Origin of the sequence: Pseudonocardia tropica (assembly GCF_040105315.1) — a bacterium.
GTDB lineage: Bacteria > Actinomycetota > Actinomycetes > Mycobacteriales > Pseudonocardiaceae > Pseudonocardia > Pseudonocardia alni.
This window is the reverse complement of the sequence record NZ_JBEDNP010000005.1, coordinates 48,472-73,555: the sequence shown is the minus strand read 5'-3', so window position 1 is coordinate 73,555 and position 25,084 is coordinate 48,472. Positions and strand designations below refer to the sequence as shown.

Below are 25,084 nucleotides of genomic sequence, written 5' to 3'. Positions count from 1 at the left end.
GGCGGAAACTGACGGGATAGTAACACCGGTCGCGCGCCACCGGCACCTCCGTCGTGACCGGGACCTCACCTGACGGACACCCCGCCGTCACGTCCCGGTGCCGCGGGCGGACCGCCCTAGGCTGGACCCGTGACACCGCCACCCGCCCTGCACGAGGTCCTCGCCGTCGTGCTCAGGATCCGGGAGGGCCGGGCGGGCGCCCTGCTGTGGCAGCGTGCCCTGGACCCGGACGCCGGACGGTGGGCGCTGCCCGGCGGCACCCTGGGCCCCGACGAGGACGTCGAGACCTCCGTGCGCCGCCAGCTCGCCGAGAAGGTCGACGTCCGCGAGGTCGCCCACGTCGAGCAGCTGTCGGTGTTCTCCGACCCGGCCCGCGTGTCCGGCAAGCGCCGCATCGCCACCGCGTTCCTCGGCCTGGTCCCCTCCGACGCGGACCCGGAGCTGCCCGAGGACACCGCGTGGCACGAGGTCGAGGACCTGCCCGCGACCGCGTTCGACCACGCCGCGATCGTCGCGGCGGCGCGGGACCGCTTGCGCGCCAAGCTGTCCTACACCAACCTCGGGTTCGCGCTCGCCCCCGCGGAGTTCACGATCTCCGCGCTGCGCGAGCACTACGTCGCCGCGCTGGGCCACGAGGTGTCGGCGACGAACCTGCAGCGCGTCCTCACCCGTCGCGGCCTGCTGGAGCCCACCGGGGAGGTCGTCCCGTCGGGCCGTTCCGGCGGGCGGCCGGCCGCGGTGTTCCGGTTCACCGACCGCGGCATGCGGGTCACCGACGCGTTCGCCGTGCTCCGGCCACCTGCGCGACCCGGCGGGCCCCGCGACGGCGTACTACCGTGAGCCGGTGTCCGCCATGCTTCCGCTGTTCCCGCTGGGGACGGTGCTGATGCCGGGTGCGGCGCTTCCCCTCCACATCTTCGAGCCCCGCTACCGCCAGCTCACCGTCGACCTGCTCACCGGTGCCGTCCCCGACCGCGAGTTCGGTGTCGTCGCGGTGCGCGAGGGCCATTCGCCGGACCGCTCCGGGGCGGCCGGGATGCACGCCGTCGGCTGTACCGCGGTGCTCATCGACGCGCGCCGGCTGCCCGACGGCCGCTACGACGTCGTCACCCGCGGGGCCCGCCGCTTCCGGCTGCTCGACCTCGATGCGGGCTCGCACTCCTACCTCTGCGGCGAGGTCGAGTTCCTGCCCGACGACACCGGCGACGAGGCCGACCCGCGGCTGGTCGCCATGCTGGAGCGTTCCGCCCGCGCGGCGCACCGTGAGTACTGCGACACCGCGTGGCGTACCGGCGACTGGTCCGAGCCCGCCGAGGACACCCCCACCGCCGACCTCGCGCACCTGCTGGCCGGGGACTGCCTGCTGCCCCTGGGCGACCGCCAGCTCCTGCTGGAGCAGACCAGCGCGGTGCAGCGGCTGCGGGAGATCCGCCGCCTGCTCGCCCGCGAGCGCGGCCTGCTGGGATCCCTGCGGGCGGTGCCCGCGCCGCTCGGGTCGTTCCCCGACGAGCAGAGCCCGAACTGAGCTCACCCGCCGACGGCGAGGTGCAGCCCGTCCCAGCGGCGGCGCAGCCACCGGTCGTGCGAGGTGACGACGACGGTCCCCGGCGCGGTACCGAGCGCCGACTCCAGCTCCCCGGCCAGCCGCAACGAGACGTGGTTGGTCGGCTCGTCGAGCAGCAGCAGGTCCGGGGCGTCGGCGACGGCGACGGCCAGGGCCAGCCGCCGTCGCTGGCCGAGGCTGAGCTCCCCGACCGCGGTGCCGTGCTCGCGCGGGTGCAGCAACCCCAGCTCCCGCAGCGGGACGGTCTCCGCGCGCTCCGCGCCGACGGCGTCGGCGTAGGCGGCCGCGGCGCTGCGGCCGCGCGGGCCGACGTCGGGGTCCTGGGCCAGCAGCCCGACCCGGCGCGCCCGCACGTCCACGGTGCCCGCGTCCGGTGCGAGGTCGGAGTGCAGGACCGCCAGCAGGGTCGACTTCCCGGCCCCGTTCGGGCCGGTGACCAGCAGCTTCTCCCCCACGGCCAGGTCGAGCAGGTCGAGCCGCAGCCGGCCGTCGACCCGCAGGTCCCGGATGCTCACGGCGAGCCCGCCGGCCGGGGCGTCGCCGGTGAGGTGCCCGGCGAACTCCAGCGGCCGGGGCGGCCTGCGGACCGCCTCGCGCTCGGCGGTCTCCAGGCGGCGCTGCGCGTCGTGGACCCGGCGGGCCCGGGTGCGTTCGACGCCCGCCCCCTTGAAGGCGTGGATGAACTTGTCGTTGTCGCGCGGGCCGCGCCCGGGGGCGATCGTCGACAGGCCGGCCCGGCTCCGCTCGCGCAGCGCGGCGATCTCCTCCTGCTCCGCGGCGAAGCGCTCCTCCCAGCGGCGGCGGCTCGCCGCGGCGGCGTCGAGGTACTCGGTGAACGAGCCGCCGAACCGGCGTCCGCCGTACCCGTCGGTGCCGAGCTCCCCTGCGTCGAGGTCGAGCAGCTCGGTGCAGACCCGGTCGAGGAAGGTGCGGTCGTGGCTCGCCGCGACGACGACGCCGGGCAGCTCCACCAGCGAGCGTTCCAGCAGCTCCAGGGCGGCGTCGTCGAGGTGGTTGGTGGGTTCGTCGAGCAGCAGCACCGCGGGGCGGCGGACCAGGGCGGCGGCCATCGCGAGCCGGGTCCGCTCACCCCCGGACAGCGTCGCGACCGGCCGGTCCCGCTCCAGGTCGGCGACGCCGAGCGTGCCCGCGGTGACCTGGGCGCGCCGGTCTGCGTCCCACGCGTCGTGCGCGATCGCCCAGGCCAGCACCCGGTCGTAGGCGGCGGCGCCGGTGCCCTCGGCCAGGTCGGCGGCCAGTCGCTCCAGCTCGGCGACGGCGTCGTGCAGCGGGCGCAGCGCCGCGTCGAGCAGGTCGCCGACGGTCCCCCCGGCCCCCAGGTCGGGTTCCTGCGGCAGGTACACCCGGTCCGCGGGCACCGTGAGCGTCCCGCCGTCCGGGGTGTCGACGCCGGCGAGCAGCCGCAGCAGCGTGGACTTGCCCGAGCCGTTCTCCCCGATCAGCCCGACCCGGGTGCCCGGCGCGGCGACGACGTCGACGCCGTCGAGCACCGGCGGGCGGCCGGCGCGGGTGGCGTGGGAACGGACCAGCCCGCGGGCGGTGACGGCGTGGACCTGCTCGGTCGATGACATGACGACGGCTCCGGTGGAGACGGAGGAGGACCGCAGGGGCGTGTGCCGCGTCCGCGGTCGGTGGGGTCGTCAGTGCCTCATGATGACGGTGAGCCTACCCGGCGCGCCCGGACGGCGCACCCGGGTTTCAGTGCCAGCCGTAGCGCGACCGCAGCTCGGTCGCGATCCGGTCGAACCGCGCCCGGTCCAGCACCGCGCCCTCCCGGCGGATGCCGTGCTCCTCGACCTCCAGCACCCGGTCGAGCCGAATGTAGGAGCCGCGGCCCTCCCGGTCCCAGGCGCCGGAGCCGATCCCGACCCAGTCCGGGTCGTGGGCCCGCTTGTCCTGGCTGGACAGCATCAGCCCGAGCAGCTCGCCACCCGAGCGCCCGACGACGAGCAGCGGCCGGTCCTTGCCCTGGCTCGCGTCCTCCTCGTAGGGCACCCAGGTCCAGACGATCTCGCCGGGGTCCGCGGCGCCGTCGGGCTCGGGGGCGTAGGCGACCTTCCGGGCACGGTCGCCGGTCGGCGCGGTCCGCACCCGCCCGGCCGTCGACGGCGGACCGGGCCGCGGCCCGCCGTGACCATCCTGCCGACCCTGCCGCGGGCGCTGCTGCGGGCTCTCCCGCGACTCCTTCTGCGAGTCCTTCAGGAACTGCATCGCCACGTCCGCGGCCCTGCGCAGGACCGAGCCCCAGTTGATCGCCATGCCCGCCAGCCTGCCGCATGTGCGGCGCGTCACCGAGACCGGGCGCGCATGAACGGTCGTGCATGCGGGAATCCGTCCGTCATGAAGGCCACACTGATCCACGGCAAGCACGACGTCCGGGTGTCGTCGGACGTCCCCGACCCGACGCTCCGCGACGACACCGACGCGATCGTGCGGGTGCTGCGCTCCTGCATCTGCGGCAGCGACCTGTGGCCGTACAACGCGGCGGAGGACTCCACCGGGGGCAACCGCATCGGCCACGAGTTCCTCGGCGTCATCGAGGAGGTCGGGTCCGGCGTCCGGAACCGCACGAAGGGCCAGCTCGTCGTCGCACCGTTCGTGTGGGCCGACAACACCTGCGACTTCTGCGCCCAGGGCCTGCAGACCTCCTGCCGGCACGGCGGCGGCTGGGGCTCCGACGGCACCGACGGCGGGCAGGGCGAGGCCGTCCGCGTCCCGTTCGCCGACGGCACCCTGGTCCCCATGCCGGGCGAGCCGGACGACGCGCTGCTCGCCTCGATGCTGACCCTGTCCGACGTGTTCCCCACCGGCCACCACGCCGCCGTCTCGGCGCGGGTGCGGCGCGGCGACACCGTCGCCGTCGTCGGCGACGGCGCGGTCGGGCTGTCCGCTGTGCTGGCCGCCAGGCGCCTCGGCGCCGAGCGGATCATCCTGCTCGGCCGCCACACCGACCGCACCGACCTGGGCCGGGAGTTCGGCGCCACCGACGTCGTTCCCGAGCGCGGCGACGAGGGCATCGAGCGCGTCCGCGAGCTCACCGGCGGCGACGGCGTCGACGCCGCGCTGGAGTGCGTCGGCTACAGCGAGGCCGTCCGCACCGCCATCGAGATCACCAAGGACGGGCGTCTCGTCGGCCGGGTCGGGGTCTCCCAGTACACCGACGTCCCGCTGGGCGTCGGCGCGTTCATGCGCAACGTCGGCGTGCACGGGGGCGTGGCTCCCGCGCGCGCCTACATCGAGGAGCTCCTGCCCGACGTGCTGGAGGGCACCGTCCAGCCGGGGAAGGTCTTCGACCGCACGATCGGGCTCGACGAGGTCCCCGACGGCTACCGCGCCATGAACGACCGCGAGGCCCTCAAGGTCCTCATCAAGCCCTGACCCCGGCGGCCGGTCCCCCGCCCCGGCCGGCGCACCCGCCCGCCGTGCCCGCCCGCCGTGCCCGCCCGCCGTGCCCGCCCGCCGTGCCCGCCCGCCGTGCCCGCCCGCCGTGCACTCATGGAGCTTTGGTCCGGTGGCACCGGACCAAAGCTCCATGAGTGCCGGACCCGGGGGCGTGGTCAGCTCGACGACGTGCGTTCCCCGTGCCGGCTGCAGCGGGCGGTCCAGCCGACCGGGTCGACCTGCACCGCCATCCGGCGCGCGCAGTCCGGGCAGAAGCGCGGCGGCTCCAGCTCGCGCCGCGCGGCGCACCGCGGGTGGTCCGGAGTGCCCTCCGGGGCGCCGCACTGGTCGCAGTACGGCGCACCCGCCTCGCGCGGGTGCGCCCGCCCACCGGTCGCCGGCGCGCTCACAGCGTCTCGTTGAGGGCCTTGATCGGCATCTCCAGCTCGCCGAGCAGGTCGATGTCGGACTCGGCCGGACGCCCCAGCGTCGTCAGGTAGTTCCCGACGATCACCGCGTTGATCCCGCCGAGCAGGCCCTTGCGGGCCCCCAGGTCCCCGAGGGTGATCTCGCGACCACCGGCGAAGCGCAGGATCGTGCGCGGCAGCGCCAGGCGGAACGCGGCGACGGTGCGCAGCGCGTCCGGCCCGGACATCGGCTCCAGGTCCCCGAACGGGGTGCCGGGGCGCGGGTTGAGGAAGTTCAGCGGCACCTCGTCGGGCTCGAGCTCGGCGAGCTGTCCGGCGAACTCGGCGCGCTGGTCCAGGGTCTCCCCCATCCCGACGATGCCGCCGCAGCACACCTCCATGCCGGCCTCGCGGACCATGCGCAGGGTGTCCCAGCGCTCCTCCCAGGTGTGGGTCGTGACCACGTTCGGGAAGTGGCTGCGGGCGGTCTCGAGGTTGTGGTTGTAGCGGTGCACGCCCATCGCGGCGAGCTCGTCGACCTGCTCGGCCGTGAGCATGCCCAGCGAGCAGGCGATGTTGATGTCGACCTCGTCCCGGATCGCCTGGATGCCGGCGGCGACCTGGGACATGAGCCGCTTGTCGGGCCCGCGGACGGCGGCGACGATGCAGAACTCGGTGGCCCCGGTCTTCGCGGTCTGCTTGGCGGCCTCGACGAGCATCGGGATGTCCAGCCAGGCCGAGCGCACCGGCGAGGCGAACAGGCCCGACTGGGAGCAGAAGTGACAGTCCTCGGGGCACCCGCCGGTCTTGAGCGAGATGATCCCCTCGACCTCCACGTCCGGCCCGCACCAGCGCATCCGCACCTCGTGGGCCAGCTCGAGCAGGTCGTCGAGACGGTCGTCGGGCAGGTCGAGCACCTCGCGCACCTGGGTCACGGTGAGGCCGCGGCCCTGGTCGAGGACCTGGTCGCGCGCGACGGTGAGGACGTCGGTCCGGGCGGTCGTCATGCCCGTGGATCCTGCCAGTCACCCAGCTGGATCGGACCCAGTGTGTCCCGGGCCACCGCGGCGAAACGGTCCGGTGTCACCCGTCCGAGACCCTCGGGCAGCAGGCCGCGGACCAGCACCCGGGTGATCATCGGCAGGTCCTCGATGTTGCAGCGCTCGGCCAGGTCGGGCGCCGCGGGCCAGGCCCCGATCACGATCCCCGCGCAGGTCAGGCCGCGCGCCCGGAGCGCCTCGACGGTGAGCGCGGTGTGGTTGAGCGTGCCGAGTCCGGCCGCCGCGACCACCACGACCGGGGCGTCGAGCAGGCGAGCCACGTCGGCGAGGGTGCCGCCGTCGTCGGTGAACCGGACGAGCAGCCCACCCGCACCCTCGACGAGGACGAGGTCGTGGTGGTCGGCCAGCGTCCGCGCGGTCACCGCGGCCTGCTCCGGGGTCACCGGGCGTGCCCCGCAGCGCCGGGCCGCGGTCGCCGGGGCCAGCGGGTCGGGAAAGCGGGCCAGCTCCCGGGTGGTGACCTGGGGGACGAGGCGGGCGACCTCGTCGACGTCGCCGGGGTCGTCCGGACCGACCCCGGTCTGGGCGGGCTTGAGCACCGCCACCCGCTCCCCCGCCGCGACCGCGACGGCGGCCAGCGCGGCGGTGGCGACGGTCTTGCCGACCCCGGTGCCGGTACCGGTGACGACCAGGAACCGCCCGCTCACGCCGGGGCCCCCGTCCGGGCGTCGGCGAGCACCTCGGCGAGCACGCCGGTCGCGAACGACAGCTGCGCCCCGGTCAGCCCGGCGCGGGCGGTGAGCCGCAGCCGGGAGGTGCCCGGCGGGACCGACGGCGGCCGGAAGCAGCCCACCCGCAGCCCGCGCCGCAGGCAGGCGGCGGCCGCGGCGACCGCGGGGCCGGGCTCGCCCAGCACCACCGGGACGACCGCGGACACCGGCACCGCCGCGTCGCAGGCGGCGGCGAGCGCACCGGCGACCCGCAGCACGTCCGCGGCCCGCTCGGGCTCGGAGGCGAGCACCCGCAGCGCGGCCAGCGCCGCACCCGTCGCGGCGGGGGCGAGGCCGGTGTCGAAGATGAACGAGCGCGCCGAGTCGACCAGGTGCGCGGTGACCGCGGCCGGGCCGAGCACCGCGCCGCCCTGGCTGCCCAGCGCCTTGGACAGGGTCACGGTGGCGACGACGTCGTCCGCCCCGGCCAGCCCGGTCTCGGCGAGCAGGCCGCGCCCGCCCGGGCCGCGGACCCCGAGTCCGTGGGCCTCGTCGGCGAGCAGCACCGCGCCGCGGGCCCGGCAGACCCGGTGCAGCGCAGCGAGCGGGGCGAGGTCGCCGTCGGCGGACCCGACCGAGTCGGTGACGACGAGCGCGCGGGTCTCGGTGCGGGCGGCCAGCGCGGCGTCGACGGCGTCGACGTCGGCGTGCGGCACGACGACCACCCGGGCCCGGGAGAGCCGGCAGGCGTCGACCAGGGAGGCGTGCGCGGCGGCGTCGGACACGATCAGCGCGCCGGGGCCGGTGAGCGCGGTGACCACACCGAGGTTGGCGGTGTAGCCGGAGGAGAACACCAGGGCGTCGTCGTGGCCGCAGAACGCGGCGAGCTCGGCCTCCAGCTCGGCGTGCAGCGCTGTCGAGCCGGTGACCAGCCGCGACCCGGTGGCGCCCGCACCCCAGGTGCGCAGCGCAGCGGTCGCCCCGGCGACGACCCGCGGGTCGGCCGAGAGCCCGAGGTAGTCGTTGCCGGCGAGGTCGAGCACGGCCCCGCCCGCGGGGTCGGCCGGACGCGGGGACAGCCTGCGGCGCAGACCGGCCTCGGTACGGGCGCGGGCCTGGGTGTCGAGCCAGGCCAGCGGGCGGGGTCCGGGCGGCGTCGGGTCGGGACCGGTCACGCCCACACCCTAGGCACGACGGAGCCCCGCCCACCCGCAGGTGTGCGGGGCTCCGGAGACCGTGACGCCGGGTCAGGCCTGCGGCGCCTCGCCCTGCGGCTTCTCCTGCTCGGCGACGGCGGCACGGACCTCGTCCATGTCGACCGCCTTCACCTGGCCGATGAGATCCTCGAGGGCCTCGGCGGGCAGCGCGCCCGGCTCGGAGTAGAGCACCACGCCGTCGCGGACGGCCATCACGGTCGGGATCGAGGAGATCCCGAACGCGCCGGCCAGCGCCTGCTGGGCCTCGGTGTCGACCTTGCCGAAGGTCACGTCCTGGTGCTTCTCGGAGGCGGCGTCGTAGACGGGGGCGAACTGGGTGCACGGCCCGCACCAGGACGCCCAGAAGTCGATGAGCACGGTCGTCCCGGGCGCGCCCACGACGTCGTCGAAGTTGTCGGTGGTCAGTTCCACGGTGGCCATACGGTCCCCAACGACGTCGTGGGTGCGGATTGTTCCCGGCTCTTCCCAGATGAGGGTGTAGGTCGGCCGGACGCGTCGGTCCGCAGATAGACGTCGAGGTCTCCCGACGACGGAGGTTCCTACGCCATCCATCCGAAAGACCTCGACGTGACCGACGCTACCCCGCCGGCCGGCTTCGGCCGCCCTGACCTGACCGCCTTCGCGTCTCATCCCAATCGACCCTGATCGAGTCTGCTGACCCCCTCGACGAGAACGCAGCGACATCACAGCCACCCGACCCCGACCGTCCGGGAAGCCGGGGCACGTCACATGGCCTGTGCTGCGGGCGTGTCGAGTGGGTCGTCCAGGGGCGACGCAGGGGCGTCGACGCGACGTGCTGAGAGGTGGTTCCAACCGAGCGCTAGGACACCGGTTACAGGCATGGCGATAGGTCAGGAACGGCGTCGCTCCCTGCGCAGGAGGGAGCGCAGAGTCTCGGCGTTCGCGTAGCCGACCCGTCGCGCGATCTCGGCGGAGGTGAGGTCCGTGGTTGCTGAGAGGTGCCGAGCTCGTTCGATGCGAAGCCGTTGGACGAAGCCGAGCGGAGTGAGGTTGAGCGCCGCACGGACTCGTCGTTCGAGGGTGCGCCGGCTGGTGCCGAGCGACTGCGCGACGACGGCGACGTTGAACGGTTCGTCCAGGCGGACGCGCACGAAGCGTTCGAACTCGACGACGATCGAGTCCTCGTGCCGGAGATGTTCGTAGGCGACGAAGGCCGCCTGCGACGGGCGCTCGTCGATGATGAGGAGCTTGGCGACATGTTGGGCCAGGTCGGGGCTGATCGATCGCACGAGTGAGAGCGCGAGGTCGATGTGGGCGAAGGCGGCGCCGGCGGTGACGAGGTTCCCGTCGACCACGACCATGGTGTCGAGATCGAGGGCGACGGTCGGATAGCGCTTCAGGAACTCCGGCCCCAGGAACCAGCTGGTCGTCGCCCGCCGATGATGCATCCGTCCGGTCTCGGCGACGGCGAACACGCCGGTGCACGCCGCGGCGATCCGGGTGGTCGCGTCGTCGAGGCGCCCGAGTGAGGCGATGACCGAACGAGCATCTCGGCTCTGGAGGGCGTCGTGGGTCGCGGCGGCCGTCAGGGTTCCAAGCGCAGGGACGACGACCACGTCGAACTCTCCGGACTCCGACAGCGGGTGGTCCACCGACAGGGTCATCGATGCCGTCGTGGTCACTCGCCGTTTCGGTCCGAGGATGGCGAGTTCGATCGGGTCGATCCGCGGGTCGACATCGCCGCGGGCTCCGTCGGCCACCCGCACGATGTCGATGACCGACGCGACCGCCGAACCGAAGCAGCCGTCGATCGCGATCAGTCCGATACGCATGACGCGAACGATAGCAATACTGCCGTATACGCCACTCCCCACCGGCCCTGGCTCGTCATACGCTGAACTCGCCCCACGAAGAACCCCGACTTCAAGGAGAACCCCTCATGTCCACACCCGCATCACTTCCGTATGCCTTCGTCGCCAAGATCGTCGCGGCCGATGGACAGCACGACGCGCTCGCCGATCTGCTCGCCGGCGCTGTCGCACTCGCCAACGAAGAAGTAGGAACGATTGTCTGGTTCGCGGCTAGGACCCACGCCGACACCTTCTGGATCTTCGATGCATTCCCCGACGAGGCCGCTCGCGACGCCCACGCCAACGGCGCCATCGTCGCAGCCCTGATGGCCAACCAGCACCTCCTCGGCGCAGCACCCGAGATCCTGCCGGCCGACGTCCTCGCGTCCAAGCTCCCGTAGTCCGCCAACGCACGAGACGATCGCGCCCCGCCGAGCCGTCGGACCCGACCGCCTCGACACCCGCACCACGTTGACGATCCCCGACGGGCCGATCACGAGGAGGCCAGGCAACACCAGGCGCAAGCCTGGAGCGGCACTGTTTCACCGGTGGTCATCGAGAGAGCCAGAGCGGTTCCATGGCAGCGCAACTGTGTCAACTTGCCCTCCGTCCCGCGAGGCGCCGTGGGCGGGTCGTGGTTGCGATCCGTTGCCGTGACGGGAGACGCGTTGCGCGTCGCAGCGATGACCGGTCGTTGGCGTTCCGGGGCGTTGCGTTCGTGCGCGCCGCGCGTGCGGCATGGAGCATCTCGCTGCGCACACAACGATCGCTGCGCCGACGCACCGTTGACACCTCGCACGTCCAGGTCGCGACACAACGCCACGCTGCGTTGCCGAGCGGAGCGAGGCATATCGGCACACGGACAGGATGCCGGCCGCGAGCGCTCAGCCGGCGAGGGGTCCGTCGCAGAGGAGAGCGACGTCGGTGTCGGGCAGAGCCGTGAGGCCAGCGCATCGCGCGACCACCAGAACCGAACAGCCCCTGCCCTGCGTTTGCGCAGGTCAGGGGCTGTTCGCCGGAGCCGCCTGTCGGAATCGAACCGACGACCTAATCACGTCGGCTTTGCGGGCTCTTCCCAGATGAGGGTGTAGGTCGGCCGGACGCGTCGGTCCGCAGATAGACGTCGAGGTCTCCCGACGACGGAGGTTCCTACGCCATCCATCCGAAAGACCTCGACGTGTCCGACGCTACCCCGCCGGCCGGCTTCGGCCGCCCTGACCTGACCGCCTTCGCTCGACTCGACGGCCTCGTTCTGAGCGTGACCGGGCAACGACTTGAACCGGATCGTGCGGTCCTCGCGTGCCGCCTGGTGGAACCAGATCAGTCTTGCCGACGGTGCGGCAGCGAAGGCGCTGCTCGTGACACCGTGATCCGGCGGTTGGCCCACGAGCCGCTGGGCTGGCGACCGACCGTGCTGGAAGTTGTAGTGCGCCGCTACCGCTGTGCCGACTGCGGACACGTGTGGCGCCAAGACACCAGCGCCGCGGCGGAGCCACGCGCGAAGCTCTCGCGCACCGGGTTGCGGTGGGCGCTGGAAGGGATCGTGGTCGCACACCTCACCGTCGCCCGTGTCGCCGAGGGACTCGGGGTCGCGTGGGACACCGCCAACAACGCGGTCCTGGCCGAAGGCAATCGGCTGCTGATCAACGACCCCACGCGGTTCGAGGGCGTGAAGGTCATTGGCGTCGATGAGCACGTCTGGCGCCACACCAGGCGTGGCGACAAGTACGTCACCGTGATCATCGACCTCACCCCGGTCCGCGATGGCGCCGGCCCAGCAAGGCTGCTGGACATGGTCGAGGGCCGGTCGAAGGCGGCGTTCAAGACCTGGCTCGCCGACCGCGACGACGCCTTCCGTGACGCGGTCGAGGTGGTCGCGATGGACGGCTTCACCGGGTTCAAGACCGCCGCTGCGGAGGAGATCCCGGACGCGGTCACGGTGATGGATCCCTTCCACGTCGTGCGCCTGGCCGGTGACGCCCTCGACAGGTGCCGGCGCCGGGTCCAACTCGCGATCCACGGGCACCGTGGGTTCAGGGACGACCCGCTCTACAAGTCGCGGCGCACGCTGCACACCGGCGCGGACCTGCTCACCGACAAGCAGAGCGACAGGCTACGCGCGCTGTTCGTTGATGACGCTCACGTCGAGGTCGAGGCGACCTGGGGTGTCTACCAGCGCATGATCGCCGCCTATCGCCACGAGGACCGGCAACGTGGCCGCGAGCTCATGGAGAAGCTGATCACCGACCTCAGCGCCGGCGTCCCCAAGGTGCTCACCGAGCTCACCACCCTGGGCCGGACCCTGAAGAAGCGAGCCGCCGACGTGCTCGCCTACTTCGAACGACCCGGCACCAGCAACGGGCCGACCGAGGCGCTCAACGGACGGCTCGAACACCTGCGCGGCTCCGCACTCGGGTTCCGCAACCTGACCAACTACATCGCCCGAAGCCTGCTCGAGACCGGCGGCTTCAGACCCCAACTCCTACACCCCCGATTGGGATGAGCCTTGTTCCCGGATGCGCGGGCTCAGACCTTCAGCAGCCGGCGGGCCGCGGCGGTGGTGGCCCCGTGCCCGTGTCCGGCGGCGATCCGGTCGAGGTCCGAGCCCCCGGCGCCGAGGTCGGCGCGGGGCTCGACGAACCGGCCCGCGGCCTCGTCGAGGACGAGCACACGGGCGCTGCGGATGTCGTAGAACAGGCCCAGCACCTCGGCGCCGGAGTCCTGCGCCCGCAGCATCTCCAGCTGCATCGTGACGTTCACCATCGCCAGCTGGTCGGCCTCGCCGAAACCGTCCTGCGCGGCGGCGACGGCGACCGGGTGACCGTTCTCGTAGGCACGCAGCACCGGCCGCGCCTCGCGCAGCCACTGGCCGAGCGCGGAGTCCCCGTTCGCGCCGCCGGCGAGCAGCCCCTGCATCGCGCCGCAGCCGGAGTGGCCGCAGACGGCGACGATCGGGACGTCGAGGGTGCCGGTGGCGAACTCGACGGCGGCCGCGGTGCCGGGCCCGACGACGAGGTTGCCGACGTTCTGCACGGTGAACACGTCGCCCGGGCCGCTGTGGGTGATGACGTGCGGCAGCACCCGGGAGTCCGCGCAGGTGATCATCATCGCGGACGGGGACTGCCCGTCGGCGAGCCCGGTCATGGTCGGGAGGATCGCCTCGGAGGTGTTGTCGTGGTACGCGGCGACGCCCGCCATCAGCGTCCCCGACGCGCGCCCCTCGGTCTCCCTGCCCTGCCACTCGCCCCAGGTCAGGAAGCCGGCGCCGGGCGCGGCGGCGCGGCGGGCCTGCTCGGGCTCGATCACGGTCACGGTGGCGCCGGTGCCTTCGTGGCGGGCCTTCCAGGCGAGCAGGTGGTCGTAGGCGGCGTGGTCGAGGTAGTCGGTGACCAGCCGGACGGTGACGTCGCAGCCGCGCGGGACGGAGTTCAGCTCGCGGGACAGCCGCGGCACGGCCAGGAAGCTCAGCGAGCCCTCGACGACGAGCTCGCAGCTGCCGTCGTCGGCCTGCTCCAGGTGCGGGCGGGACCGGACGGCGCGCCAGAGCAGCATCAGCCCGGCCAGGACCAGCCCGAGGACGACGCCCTCGAGCAGGTTCAGGAACACGACGCCGAGCAGGGTGGCGGCGTAGATGACCAGCTCACCGTGCTGCCGCGCGGTGCGGATCTCGGCCGGCTTGACCAGCCCGACACCCATCATGACCAGCAGACCGGCCAGCGCGGCCATCGGGATGAGCTCGATGACGCCGATCAGCACGATCGCGAACAACGCGATCCAGACGCCGTGCAGCACCGCCGACGCGCGGGTCTCGGCACCGGCCTTGACGTTCGCGGCGGACCGGACGATCACGCCGGTGATGGGCAGGCCGCCGATCATGCCGGAGACGGTGTTGGCCGCACCCTGGCCGAGCAGCTCGCGGTCGGTGTCGGTGCGGGTCCCGGGCCTCATGCGCTCCACCGCGACGGCGGACAGCAGCGACTCGACGCTCGCGATCAGCGCGATGGTCAGCATGCCGAACAGCACGCTGCCCCAGTTCGACTCCGGCAGCGCGGGCAGCGACAGCGCGTCCAGGAGCGAGCCCCCCAACTGCACCCGGACGACGTCGGCGAAGGCGAGGGAGACGACGGTGGCCGTGACGATCGCGACCAGCGCGGCCGGGACGACGGTCACCTTCGCGGGCAGCCGGTTCCAGGTCAGCATGATCGCGATGACGATGCCGCCGAGGAGCAGCGCGGGCCAGGACAGGTTCGCGATCGCGCCGGGCAGCGCGGCGATCGAGTTGACGCCACCGGTCTGCGCCTGACCACCGAACACGACGTTCAGCTGGCCGAGGGCGATGGTGGCGCCGATGCCCGCGAGCATGCCGTGCACGACGGCGGGCGGGATGGCCTGGGCGAACCGGGACAGCCGGGTCAGCCCGAAGACGATCTGCAGGACACCGGCGCCCGCGGTGATCAGCGTGGTGACCTGCCAGCCGAAGGTGTTGACCAGCTCGGCGACGATGACGGTCAGGCCGGCGGCGGGGCCGGAGACCTGGAGCTTGGAGCCGCCGAGCAGACCGGCGACGACGGCACCGACGACGGCGGCGATGAGGCCGGCCAGGATCGGGGCGCCGGAGGCGACGGCGATGCCCAGCGACAGGGGCACCGCCACGAGGAACACGACGATCGAGGCGGAGAAGTCCGCCCGGGCGTGCGGGAACGTGCGGCCGAACCAGGAGCCGCCCGGCGGCGAGTGCTCACCGCGGCCGGACTCGGCCGGGGCGTGCTCGTGGTCCTGCACGCGGTGTTCGGAGTTACTGGTGGGGCTGGTGGTGCTGGAGTGACTGTGCGTGGGCACCGGATCCTCCGTATCGGTCCGTGGGGGGCGCCGGACCGCGACGGTGCGGTCGACTGGGGCGGGTCGCGCGATGCGCGACCGGCGGAGCGGGTGCGGCCGTCCGGACGAATGCGACCGGCCGACACCGTTTCACCCCGACCACGGAAACGGATCATGATGAGAACGCTTCTCATCGTTTCGGACGTCCACGACGAAACGCCCGGTCAGCGCCGTACACCTCTGCGTAGCGTGAGGTGGAACACACCGAAGTCCACCGGATCGGTGGTCCGGATCACGGACTCAGCGCTGGTCCCGCTGCCCGGCAAGGGCTGCGGCCCGCATCCCGGCGGTGATCAGCGCCACGTCGTCGCGGGTGCTGACGAACGGTGGCATCGCGTAGACGAGGTTGCGGAAGGGCCGTAGCCAGACCCCGGCGAGCACCGCGGCGGCGGTCGCGGCGGCGACGTCGACCTCCTCGGCCATCTCGACGACACCGATCGCGCCCAGGATCCGGACCTCCCGCACGCCCGGCAGCGACCGGGCGGGGGCCAGCCCGGCGCGCAGCCCGGCGGCGACGTCCTTCACCTCGCGCCGCCAGTCGCGTTCGAGCAGCAGCGACACCGAGGCGTGGGCGACGGCGGCGGCGAGCGGGTTGCCCATGAACGTCGGCCCGTGCATGAGCACCCCGGCCTCGCCGTCGGTGATGCCGCGGGCCACCCGGGTGCTGCACAGGGTCGCGGCCATCGTCAGGTAGCCGCCGGTCAGCGCCTTGCCGACGCACATCACGTCCGGGGCGACGGCGGCGTGGTCGGCGGCGAACAGCTCGCCGGTGCGGCCGAAGCCGGTGGCGATCTCGTCGAACACGAGCAACACGTCGTGGGTGTGGCACAGCTCGCGCAGCACGTGCAGGTAGCGGGGGTCGTGGAAGCGCATCCCCCCGGCGCCCTGCACCACCGGCTCGACGACCACCGCGGCCAGCTCGTCGGCGTGGGTCTCGACGAGCTCGGCGAGGTGGGCGACGTAGTCGTGGGTGAAGTCCTCGGGCGGGGCGTCGGCGAACACCTGCTGCGGGAGGACGTCGGACCAGAGCGAGTGCATGCCGCCGTCGGGGTCGCAGACGCTCATCGCGCCGAAGGTGTCGCCGTGGTAGCCGCGCCGCCACGTCATCAGCCGGTGCTTGCCGGGGCGGCCGCGGGACCGCCAGTACTGCAGGCACATCTTGATGGCGACCTCGACCGACACCGATCCGGAGTCGGCCAGGAACACGTGCTCCAGCCCCTCCGGGCTGACGTCCACGAGCAGCCGGGCCAGGTCGACGGCCGGGCCGTGGGTCAGGCCGCCGAACATCACGTGGCTCATCCGGCCGAGCTGGTCGCGCACCGCCGCGTCGAGCCGCGGGTGGCGGTAGCCGTGGATGGCCGACCACCACGACGACATCCCGTCGACGAGCTCACGGCCGTCGGGCAGCCTCAGCCGCACCCCCTGCGCGGACTCCACGACGATCGGCGCCCGGGTCGCCGGCATCGGCGCGTAGGGGTGCCAGACGTGGTCCCGGTCGGTGGCGAGCAGTGCCCCCGTGTCGAGCGGGGATCCGGAGCGGGTCGGGTCCGGGACACGCCCGGGGCCTGCGGTGGTCACGGACGCCCACGCTAGTGCCGACCCTCTACGCTGGCCCGACCATGGCCACGCCCGACTCCGTGTACGAGCCGGAGGGGCCCGACGGGTCGGCCCTGCGCCGTCGCGAGCTCGGGCAGACCTCCGCCCGATCGTTGCTGCTCACCGTGCTGGGCGAGTTCGTCCTCCCGGCCGGGGAACCGGTATGGACCCGGGCCCTGCTCGACGTGCTGGGCGCGCTCGGGGTGGAGGCCAAGTCGGCCCGCCAGGCGCTGGCCCGCACCGCCGGCGAGGGCCTGCTGACCTCCGACCGCGACGGCCGCCGGGTCCGCTGGTCGCTCACCCCCGCCGGGTCGGAGCTGCTGTCCGACGGCGCCGCCCGCATCTACGGCTTCGGCCGCCCGACGACCGGCTGGGACGGCCGCTGGCTGGTCCTGCTCGCCTCGGTCCCGGAGTCGCGGCGACGCCTGCGACACCGGCTGCGCACCCGGCTGGCGTGGGCCGGATTGGGCTCCCCCGCCCCGGGGGTGTGGGTCAGCCCCGACCCCGGCAAGGAGGCCCGGGTCGCGGCGGTGCTCGACGAGCTCGACCTCGCCGGGTCCGGGTACTCCTTCGTCGGGCACTACGGCGGCATCGGCCACGCCGACGACATCGTCGCCCAGGCCTGGGACCTCGACGTCGTGGAACGGGCCTACTCGGAGTTCCTCGACGAGTTCGGCCCCCACCTCGCGCCGCCCTCCGACGCTCCTGCCCCGACCGCCTCCGGTCGCGGTGCCGGCGGGCCCGTCGCGTCCACCGCCGACGACGGCTGCGACGTCCTCGCCCGCCAGACCCGGCTGGTCCACGCCTGGCGGCGGTTCCCGTTCCTGGACCCCGAGCTGCCCGCCGAACTGCTTCCCGAGCAGTGGGCCGGGTCCCGGGCGACGGAGCTGTTCACCACGCTCCACGAGCGCTGGGACGCCCCCGCCCGCGCCGCCTGGGCCGACCTGGCCCGCCGGGCCTGAGCCTCGCCCCACCGCGGCACCCGCCGCACCGTGCCACCCGTGCCGGGCGCGACCACGCCCCCGTCGCCCGGCACGCCCCACCGCACCCGTGCCCTGCCCGCCCACCGTCCGCTCCGCGGCAGCCCGGTTCTCACCGGCGGCGCATCGCGCCGGGGAGCCCACCGGTGCGGACGAGCACCTCGTGGCGCCCGCCGTCGCGGTGGCCCGCTCACACCCCGCACCCCCGTGGCGACCCCTGCCGACCCGTGGCCACCCGCGCGGAGGTCGCCACGCGTCGCCGACGGTCGCCAGGCCGCCCCGGGGTGACCGCCCCACGCCCGGAGCCCGCCCCGGAACGGCGGCGTTCCGGACCGGTCGGCGCACGTCCACACCCCGTCTCCGGCCGCCACACCCGTCGCAACGGGTGTGGGTGCAAGGCGAGGGGTGTGGCTGGTCAGCCGCCGAGGCAGCCGGGGCCCAGCAGGGCCTTCAGGTCACCCATCAGCGCCGAGGTGTGCATGACCTTGAGCGAGTCGTCCAGCCGCAGCGCGGTCATCTTGGTGCCGTAGACCAGGGTCAGGTGCACCTCGGAGGTTCCGGGGTGGTGGGTCAGCACCTCCTTGAGCTTCGCGACGCGCTCGGGGGTGCACTGGTCGGTGCGCAGGCTGACCCGGATCGGCAGCCCGGCCTCGCCGGTGGCCAGCTCGGGCACGGCGAGGTCGTTCGCGATCAGCGAGACGCGGTCGTCACGCTTGTTGACCCGCGCCTTGACCAGCACGATCGCGTCCTCCGCGACGTCGACGCCCACCACCTGGTAGGCCCGCGGGAAGAACAGCACCTCGATGCCACCGGCGAGGTCCTCGATCTGCGCCGACGCCCACGGCTCGCCGTTCTTGTTCACCCGGCGGTTGACGTTGGCGAGGATGCCGCCGACGGTGACCTGCGCACCCTCGGCGACCGAGCCCTCGACGATGTCGGCGATCGAGGTGTCGGACTTCGCGGCGAGGGCCTGCTCGAGGCCCTGCAGCGGGTGCCCGGACACGTAGAGGCCGAGCATCTCCCGCTCGACGGCGAGCTTGTGCTTGGTGTCCCACTCCTCGTCGGGCACCCTCACGTCGAAGATGCCGCCGAGGCCGCCGTCGTCGCCCTCGCCCGGGCCGTCCAGCGACCCGAACAGGTCGAACTGGCCCAACGAGGCGGCCTTCTTGGTGCTCATCACCGCGTCGATGGCGTCGGCGTGCACCAGCAGCAGGCCCTTGCGGGAGTGCCCGAGCGAGTCGAAGGCGCCCGCCTTGATCAGCGACTCGACGACCTTCTTGTTGCAGACGACCGCGTCGACCTTGCGCAGGAAGTCGGAGAAGTCGACGAAGTTCCCCTTCTCCCGCCGCGCGGCGACGATCGCGTCGACGACGTTGTGCCCGACGTTGCGGATGCCGCCGAGGCCGAAGCGGATGTCGTCGCCGACCGGGGCGAAGTTGCGCACCGAGTCGTTGACGTCGGGCGGGAGGACCGTGATGCCCATCCGGCGGCACTCCGCCAGGTAGACCGCGGCCTTGTCCTTGTCGTCGCGCACCGAGGTGAGCACGCCGGCCATGTACTCGGCCGGGTAGTTCGCCTTGAGGTAGGCCGTCCAGTAGGACACCACGCCGTAGGCGGCGGAGTGGGCGCGGTTGAAGGCGTAGTCGGAGAACGGGAGCAGGATGTCCCAGAGGGTCTTGACCGCGGCCGCGGAGTAGCCGTTGTCCTTCATGCCCTGGGCGAAGCCGGCGTACTCCTTGTCCAGGATCTCCTTCTTCTTCTTGCCCATCGCGCGCCGGAGCAGGTCCGCCTGGCCGAGCGTGTAGCCCGCCAGCACCTGCGCGATGGACATGACCTGTTCCTGATACACGATCAGGCCGAAGGTCTCGCCGAGGACGTCCTTGAGCGGCTCGGCGAGCTCCGGGTGGATCGGCGTGATCTCCTGCCGGCCGTTCTTGCGGTCGGCGTAGTCGTTGTGCGCGTTCGCACCCATCGGGCCCGGGCGGTACAGCGCGCCGACCGCGGAGATGTGCTCGAACTCGCTGGGTGCCATGCGGCGCAGCAGGTCCCGCATCGGACCGCCGTCGAGCTGGAACACGCCGAGGGTGTCACCACGGGAGAGCAGCTCGTAGGTCGGGCGGTCGTCGAGCTCGACCTCGTCCAGGTCGACGGCGGGCTTGCCGTTGAGCTCGATGTTCTCCAGGGCGTCGTCGAGGATGGTGAGGTTCCGCAGCCCCAGGAAGTCCATCTTCAGCAGACCGATGGTCTCGCAGACGCCCATGTCGAACTGCGTGATGATCGCGCCGTCGGACTCACGGCGCTGGATCGGAATCACGTCGATCAGCGGCGTCGAGGACATGATCACGCCCGCGGCGTGCACACCCCACTGACGCTTCAGTCCCTCGAGGCCCCGCGCGGTGTCGACGATCTCCTTGACCTGCGGGTCCGCCTCGTAGAGGGCACGGACCTCGGTCGCCTCGGAGTACCGCTTGTGCGACGGGTCGAAGATGCCCGACAGCGGGATGTCCTTGCCCATCACCGCGGGCGGCATGGCCTTGGAGATGCGGTCGGCGACGGAGTAGCCGGGCTGGCCGAAGAGCACCCGCGCCGAGTCCTTGATCGCGGCCTTCGCCTTGATCGTGGAGTAGGTGATGATCTGCGCGATCCGGTCCTCGCCGTACTTCTCGGTGACGTAGCGGATCATCTCGCCACGCCGGCGCTCGTCGAAGTCCATGTCGATGTCGGGCATCGACACACGGTCCGGGTTGAGGAACCGCTCGAAGATCAGCTTGTGCCGGATCGGGTCGAGGTCGGTGATGCCCAGGACGTAGGCGACCAGCGAGCCCGCCGCCGAGCCACGCCCGGGGCCGCAGCGGATGCCGACCGACTTGGCGTGCTGGATGAGGTCCGCGGTCACCAGGAAGTAGCCGGGGTAGCCCATCTTGATGATGACGCCGACCTCGTAGTTGGCCTGCCGGCGGTACTTCTCGGTGACGCCGTCGGGGAACCGCATGTGCAGTCCCCGCTCGACCTCCTTGATCAGCCAGGACTCCTCGGTCTCCCCCTCGGGGACGGGCGCCTTGGGCTGGAGGTCCTGGCCGGTGGTGAAGTCGATGTTGCAGCGCTCGGCGACGAGCAGCGTGTTGTCGCAGGCCTCGGGGTGGATCGGGTCCCAGAGCCGGCGCATCTCGGCGGCGGACTTGAGGTAGAAGTCCTGCGCGTCGAACTTGAACCGGTTGGGGTCCGCGAGGGTCTTGCCGGTCTGGACGCACAGGAGCACCTCGTGCGCCTTGGTGTCGTCCGGGTAGGTGTAGTGCAGGTCGTTCGTCGCGAGGCCGGGCAGGTCGAGCTTGTCCTTGAGCCGGAACAGGTCCTCCTGGACCCGCTTCTCGATCTCGATGCCGTGGTCCATCAGCTCCAGGAAGAAGTTGTCCTTCCCGAAGATGTCCCGGTAGTCGCTCGCGGCCTGGCAGGCGGCGTCGAAGTCGTGCTGCTGGAGCAGGCGCGCGACCTCACCGGACGGGCAGCCGGTCGTCGCGATCAGGCCCTTGCCGTACTTCTCCAGCAGCTCGCGGTCCATACGCGGCTTGTAGTAGTACCCCTCGAGGCTGGCCAGCGAGGAGAGCCGGAAGAGGTTGTGCATCCCCTCCGTGTTCTCCGCGAGCAGCGTCATGTGGGTGTACATGAGGTCGGGGTTGTTCTCGCTGCCGTTGCCCAGCGCGGTGCGCTTGCGCTCGTGCCGCGACCCGGGCGCGAGGTAGCCCTCCATGCCGATGATCGGCTTGACGTCGTGCGCCTTCGCCTTGCGCCAGAACTCGAAGGCGCCGTACACGTTGCCGTGGTCGGTCATCGCGATGGCCGGCATCTCGTGCTTGGCGGCCTCGGAGAACAGGTCGTCGAGCCGGGCGGCGCCGTCCAGCATCGAGAACTCGGTGTGCGTGTGCAGATGGACGAAGGAGCGACTCCCGGATCCGGCACTGCCCATGTGTGTCCCGCGCTCCTCTCCCGCGCCGCTGGGACGGCGCGGACCTCCGCTGGTGCGCACGCCCGTCGGGGCGGACGTGCCGACACCGGGCCGGTGGCGCGGACGGGCAGGGACGACGGCGCGGTCCGCGGACCTGGCGGGGCCCGCTCGCCGGAGCCGGTGGACCCTGCGGGTCCGGACCGACCGGATCGGTGAGGGCCCCAGCGTAACGGTGGGGTCCGACGCTTTCGGCGACGGCGGCCGCGCACGATCGGGCTCCGCGTGTCACTCCTGCTCACCCCCCGTCCACCCCGGACGACGGCGTGTCGCGGACTCCCCGTACGGCGGGTTAGGGTCGGGCCACGATGCCCACCACCCCCGAGCCGACGCCGCCGCCGAGCACGGTGGTGTTCGACCTCGGCGAGGTGCTGGTGCCGTCCGCGGGCCTGGAGCGCCGGCTGGCCGGGGTGTTCGCCGTGCCCGAGCCCACACTGCGCGAGGCGTACCGGCGCCACCGCGCCCGGCACGACCTGGGTGGCCCGCCGGACCGCTACTGGACCGCCGTCTGCGCCGACCTGGGCCTGGCGCCCGAGCGCGCCCGGATGGACGCCGCGGAGCGGGTGGACGTGAGCTTCTGGTCGACCCTGCCGCCGTCGTCGTCGATGCTGATCGCCGACCTCGCCCGGGCCCGGGTCCGCCTCGCCGTGCTGTCGAACGCGCCGCGCGGACTGGCGGCTGCGGTGCGCGCCGCGGCCTGGAGCAGCCCGTTCGACCGGCTGCTGTTCTCCGCCGACGTGGGCGCCGCGAAACCGTCGCAGGACATCTTCCGGCGCGCCGACGTCGAGTTCGGCACCGCACCGGAGCAGGTGCTGTTCTTCGACGACCGCGTCGACAACGTCCGCGCCGCGTCCGCGCACGGCTGGGACGCCCACCGCTGGGAGGGCGCCGCCCGGGCCGTGCGGGTGCTGCGCGAGCGCGGGGTGCTGGGCTGACCGGTCCCCCGGGACCCTGCGCCAGCCACGGTGCGGCCCCGTGGGCCCGCCGACCGCAGGCACCGTCGGCTCATGATCGGCACGCGTGCAGGGATCGGTGCCGGATGTGGCACCGATCCCTTCCATCACGGCGATCATGGCCGGGCTCGGGGCCGGTCGGCCGGGGCCGGGGCCGGGCGACCCCATGATCGACGTCTGTGCAGCGATCGGTGCCACATCCGGCACCGATCGCTTCCGTCACGGTGATCATGACCAGCCCCCGGGGTGGCCAGGGCCGCGCGGCCGGGCAGGGGCCGGGGTCGGACGAGGGCCAGGGCCGGACGAGGGCCGGGAGCGCGGCTCAGGGACGCGCTCGGCCCGGGGACGAGTGCAGCTCAGGGGACGGGACCGTCGTCGGGCGGCGGGCTCGCGGTGGTGGTCTGCTCGGGCAGCAGCGGCGACAGCGCCAGCTCCGGTGCGCCGGTCCCGGGCGGCGCGGCCTGCACGCCGCGTACCCCCGGCCGTGCGGCGAGCGCCTCGAGCCCGGCCCGGTCGGCGGTCACGACCAGCGCGACGACGCAGGCGCAGCCCGGGTCGGCGAGCGCGCGCCCCTCGGCGGCGGCGACGGCGGCCCGCCGGGCGAGCGCCGCGCGGGCCTCCGGGGTGGCCGCTCCCCCGCCGTCGCGGGCGGCGCGGTCGGCGTCGGCCTCGGCGGCGTGGGCGGCCCGCTCCCGGGCGACGCCGAGCGCGGCCGCCGGGTCCCCGGTGCCGGTGACCGGCTCGAACCGCAGCGCGGTCTGCACCCGGTCGAACGGCACCCGGAACACCGCGGTCGTGGTCTGCGTCCCGGAGCCCGCGGCCGCGGCCTCGGACGGGGTCAGCGGGCGCGTGAACTGCACGAGCGCGGGCACTGACACCCCCGGTGCGGGCAGGGTCGCGGGCAGCCCGGCGAGGTAGCCGGCGACGTCCTGGCCCGGGTCGGGGCCCAGCCGCACCGACCCCGTCGCCGCCGGGGCCCCGGCCGACGGCCCGGACCCGGCGGCCCAGACCGCACCGAGGAACACCACCGCCATGGCCGCGGCGATCCACGCCCAGGCCCGGGTGCTCAGCCCGGTCACGGGTCGCGGAGGGTGTCCAGCGCCGCGTCGAGGTCGGCCGGGTAGGGGCTGGTGAACTCGACGTGCCGGCCGTCGGCGGGGTGGGCGAACCCGAGTGTGCGGGCGTGCAGCCACTGCCGGGACAGCCCGACCCGCTTGGCCAGCGTCGGGTCGGCGCCGTAGGTGATGTCGCCGACGCAGGGGTGGCGCAGTGCGGAGAAGTGCACCCGGATCTGGTGGGTGCGCCCGGTCTCCAGGTGCACGTCGAGCAGGCTCGCCGAGCGGAACGCCTCGATGGTGTCGTAGTGGGTGACGCTGGGCTTGCCGCTCTGCATCACCGCGAACCGGTAGTCGTGGCGCGGGTGCCGGTCGATCGGGGCGTCGATCGTGCCCGACGACGGGTCCGGGTGCCCCTGCACGACGGCGTGGTAGCGCTTGTCGACGGTGCGTTCCTTGAAGGCCCGCTTGAGCTCGGTGTAGGCGTGCTCGGAGGTGGCGACGACCATCACCCCGGTGGTGCCGACGTCGAGCCGGTGCACGATGCCCTGCCGCTCGGCGGCGCCGGAGGTGGACAGCCGGAACCCGAGCGCGGCGAGCCCGCCGGTCACGGTCGGCCCGGTCCAGCCCGGGGAGGCGTGCGCGGCCACCCCGACCGGCTTGTCGACGACGACGACGTCGTCGTCGGAGTGCAGCACCGTCAGGCCCGCGACGACCTCCGCCGGGCCCTCGATGACCGCGGGCGCCGGGGCGTCGGGCAGCTCGACCTCCAGCCAGGACCCGCCGGGGAGCCGGTCGGACTTGCCGGCCTCGCGGCCGTCGACCGAGATCCGGCCGGACTCGGCCAGGGTGGCGACGACGGTCCGGGACAGGCCCAGCAGCCGGGACAGCCCGGCGTCGATCCGCATGCCGTCCAGCCCGTCGGGCACCGGCATGCTGCGTACCTCACCCACGTTCGCGACTCCCGTCGATCTCGATGCCGCGCACGGCCATCAGCACCAGCAGGATGCCGCCGCACACGATGCCGGTGTCGGCGATGTTGAACACGGGGAAGACGCTCCCGTCCGGGGAGAAGAAGGCCAGCATGTCCACGACGTGCCCGCGCATCGGTCCGGGAGCGCGGAAGAACCGGTCGGCCAGGTTGCCCAGCGCACCACCGAGGACCAGGCCGAGGCCGACCGCCCAGCCGGTCGAGGCGAGCTGCCGGGCGATCCGGATGATCACGCCGACGACGACCACCGCGACGATCGTCAGCAGCCAGGTGTAGCCGGTGGCCATGGACCAGGCGGCGCCCGGGTTGCGCAGCAGCGTGAGGTAGAAGAACCCGTCGATCACGGTGACCGGCCGCTGCCCCTCCAGCGTGGCGACGGCGGTGATCTTGGTGACGAGGTCGAGGGCCAGCCACACCGTGGCGATGCCCGCCAGCAGCGCCACACCGCGCCGTCGTACGGCGGGGTCGATCGGCGTGGCGGGGGGTGGGGGGTCGGCACTCACACCCCTGATTATGCGG

Annotated in this window: 21 protein-coding genes; 7 read left to right on the top strand and 14 right to left on the bottom strand. The window is 73.4% G+C overall.

The features are described 5' to 3' along the window. Positions 1–129 precede the first annotated feature (129 nt). A complete protein-coding gene (locus tag WHI96_RS10180) occupies positions 130–840 on the top strand; it encodes an NUDIX hydrolase (protein WP_425571656.1) in 711 nt (236 codons plus the stop codon). Positions 841–853: 13 nt separating this feature from the next. Next, on the top strand, positions 854–1,525 hold the full coding sequence (locus WHI96_RS10175; protein WP_345649727.1) for an LON peptidase substrate-binding domain-containing protein: 672 nt from the start codon (positions 854–856) through the stop codon (positions 1,523–1,525). A gap of 2 nt (positions 1,526–1,527) precedes the next feature. Here WHI96_RS10175 and WHI96_RS10170 read toward each other — a convergent pair whose 3' ends face one another. After that, on the bottom strand, positions 1,528–3,156 hold the full coding sequence (locus WHI96_RS10170) for an ABC-F family ATP-binding cassette domain-containing protein (protein ID WP_345649283.1): 1,629 nt from the start codon (positions 3,154–3,156) through the stop codon (positions 1,528–1,530). A gap of 127 nt (positions 3,157–3,283) precedes the next feature. Next, complete coding sequence (locus WHI96_RS10165; protein WP_345649280.1) at positions 3,284–3,844, bottom strand: type II toxin-antitoxin system PemK/MazF family toxin; 561 nt, start codon at positions 3,842–3,844, stop codon at positions 3,284–3,286. An 81-nt stretch (positions 3,845–3,925) separates the two neighbouring features. On the opposite strand from WHI96_RS10165, the gene WHI96_RS10160 reads away from it, so the two are divergent. Continuing rightward, positions 3,926–4,963, top strand: coding sequence for a zinc-dependent alcohol dehydrogenase family protein (locus WHI96_RS10160; protein WP_345649277.1), 1,038 nt, complete (start codon positions 3,926–3,928; stop codon positions 4,961–4,963). Between the two features lie 179 nt (positions 4,964–5,142). On the opposite strand, the gene bsaP is transcribed toward WHI96_RS10160, so the two are convergent. The 6 genes from bsaP to WHI96_RS10130 form a co-directional block, all read right to left on the bottom strand. Then, a complete protein-coding gene (gene bsaP, locus WHI96_RS10155) occupies positions 5,143–5,376 on the bottom strand; it encodes a biotin synthase auxiliary protein BsaP (RefSeq protein WP_345649274.1) in 234 nt (77 codons plus the stop codon). Further along, the gene (gene bioB / locus WHI96_RS10150) at positions 5,373–6,380 is read right to left on the bottom strand and encodes a biotin synthase BioB (RefSeq protein WP_345649271.1); all 1,008 of its coding nucleotides are present in this window, start codon (positions 6,378–6,380) and stop codon (positions 5,373–5,375) included. The genes bsaP and bioB overlap by 4 nt, the downstream gene beginning before the upstream one ends. Then, positions 6,377–7,081 (bottom strand): dethiobiotin synthase, encoded by a 705-nt coding sequence (gene bioD, locus WHI96_RS10145; protein ID WP_345649268.1) that lies wholly within the window; start codon positions 7,079–7,081, stop codon positions 6,377–6,379. The genes bioB and bioD overlap by 4 nt, the downstream gene beginning before the upstream one ends. Next, complete coding sequence (locus tag WHI96_RS10140) at positions 7,078–8,259, bottom strand: 8-amino-7-oxononanoate synthase (protein WP_345649266.1); 1,182 nt, start codon at positions 8,257–8,259, stop codon at positions 7,078–7,080. Before WHI96_RS10140 ends, bioD begins: the two co-directional genes overlap by 4 nt. A 72-nt stretch (positions 8,260–8,331) precedes the next feature. Beyond that, positions 8,332–8,721: a thioredoxin family protein gene (locus WHI96_RS10135; RefSeq protein ID WP_345649263.1), complete on the bottom strand. Its 390-nt coding sequence runs from the start codon at positions 8,719–8,721 to the stop codon at positions 8,332–8,334. A 431-nt stretch (positions 8,722–9,152) separates the two neighbouring features. Beyond that, entirely contained in the window at positions 9,153–10,094 is a 942-nt protein-coding gene (locus WHI96_RS10130; RefSeq protein ID WP_344869347.1) for a GlxA family transcriptional regulator, read from the bottom strand. Between the two features lie 107 nt (positions 10,095–10,201). On the opposite strand from WHI96_RS10130, the gene WHI96_RS10125 reads away from it, so the two are divergent. Next, positions 10,202–10,513 (top strand): putative quinol monooxygenase, encoded by a 312-nt coding sequence (locus tag WHI96_RS10125; protein ID WP_154076176.1) that lies wholly within the window; start codon positions 10,202–10,204, stop codon positions 10,511–10,513. 776 nt (positions 10,514–11,289) lie between these two features. Beyond that, a complete protein-coding gene (locus tag WHI96_RS10120; RefSeq protein WP_345649253.1) occupies positions 11,290–12,615 on the top strand; it encodes an ISL3-like element ISPfr2 family transposase in 1,326 nt (441 codons plus the stop codon). Between the two features lie 23 nt (positions 12,616–12,638). Here WHI96_RS10120 and WHI96_RS10115 read toward each other — a convergent pair whose 3' ends face one another. Both WHI96_RS10115 and WHI96_RS10110 read right to left on the bottom strand, forming a co-directional pair. Continuing rightward, a complete protein-coding gene (locus WHI96_RS10115) occupies positions 12,639–14,951 on the bottom strand; it encodes a SulP family inorganic anion transporter (protein ID WP_345649250.1) in 2,313 nt (770 codons plus the stop codon). Positions 14,952–15,230: 279 nt separating this feature from the next. After that, positions 15,231–16,454, bottom strand: a complete 1,224-nt coding sequence (locus WHI96_RS10110; protein ID WP_425571659.1) for an adenosylmethionine--8-amino-7-oxononanoate transaminase — start codon at positions 16,452–16,454, stop codon at positions 15,231–15,233. Between the two features lie 155 nt (positions 16,455–16,609). On the opposite strand from WHI96_RS10110, the gene WHI96_RS10105 reads away from it, so the two are divergent. Beyond that, positions 16,610–17,548 carry a PaaX family transcriptional regulator gene (locus WHI96_RS10105; RefSeq protein ID WP_345649247.1) on the top strand — a complete coding sequence of 313 codons (939 nt, stop codon included), beginning with the start codon at positions 16,610–16,612 and terminating at the stop codon, positions 17,546–17,548. 433 nt (positions 17,549–17,981) lie between these two features. Here the strand turns inward: WHI96_RS10105 and dnaE are convergent, their stop codons facing one another. Then, positions 17,982–21,530, bottom strand: a complete 3,549-nt coding sequence (gene dnaE / locus WHI96_RS10100; protein ID WP_345649244.1) for a DNA polymerase III subunit alpha — start codon at positions 21,528–21,530, stop codon at positions 17,982–17,984. Positions 21,531–21,874: 344 nt separating this feature from the next. On the opposite strand from dnaE, the gene WHI96_RS10095 reads away from it, so the two are divergent. Next, positions 21,875–22,501 (top strand): HAD-IA family hydrolase, encoded by a 627-nt coding sequence (locus tag WHI96_RS10095; RefSeq protein WP_345649241.1) that lies wholly within the window; start codon positions 21,875–21,877, stop codon positions 22,499–22,501. A gap of 374 nt (positions 22,502–22,875) precedes the next feature. Here the strand turns inward: WHI96_RS10095 and WHI96_RS10090 are convergent, their stop codons facing one another. From WHI96_RS10090 to lspA, 3 genes are read right to left on the bottom strand one after another with little or no spacing between them, the layout of a single operon-like run. Further along, positions 22,876–23,598: a hypothetical protein gene (locus WHI96_RS10090; protein WP_349302364.1), complete on the bottom strand. Its 723-nt coding sequence runs from the start codon at positions 23,596–23,598 to the stop codon at positions 22,876–22,878. Further along, positions 23,595–24,509 carry an RluA family pseudouridine synthase gene (locus tag WHI96_RS10085; RefSeq protein ID WP_345650580.1) on the bottom strand — a complete coding sequence of 305 codons (915 nt, stop codon included), beginning with the start codon at positions 24,507–24,509 and terminating at the stop codon, positions 23,595–23,597. The genes WHI96_RS10090 and WHI96_RS10085 overlap by 4 nt, the downstream gene beginning before the upstream one ends. Before the next feature lie 10 nt (positions 24,510–24,519). Continuing rightward, positions 24,520–25,068 carry a signal peptidase II gene (gene lspA, locus WHI96_RS10080; RefSeq protein WP_345650577.1) on the bottom strand — a complete coding sequence of 183 codons (549 nt, stop codon included), beginning with the start codon at positions 25,066–25,068 and terminating at the stop codon, positions 24,520–24,522. Positions 25,069–25,084: the final 16 nt, after the last annotated feature.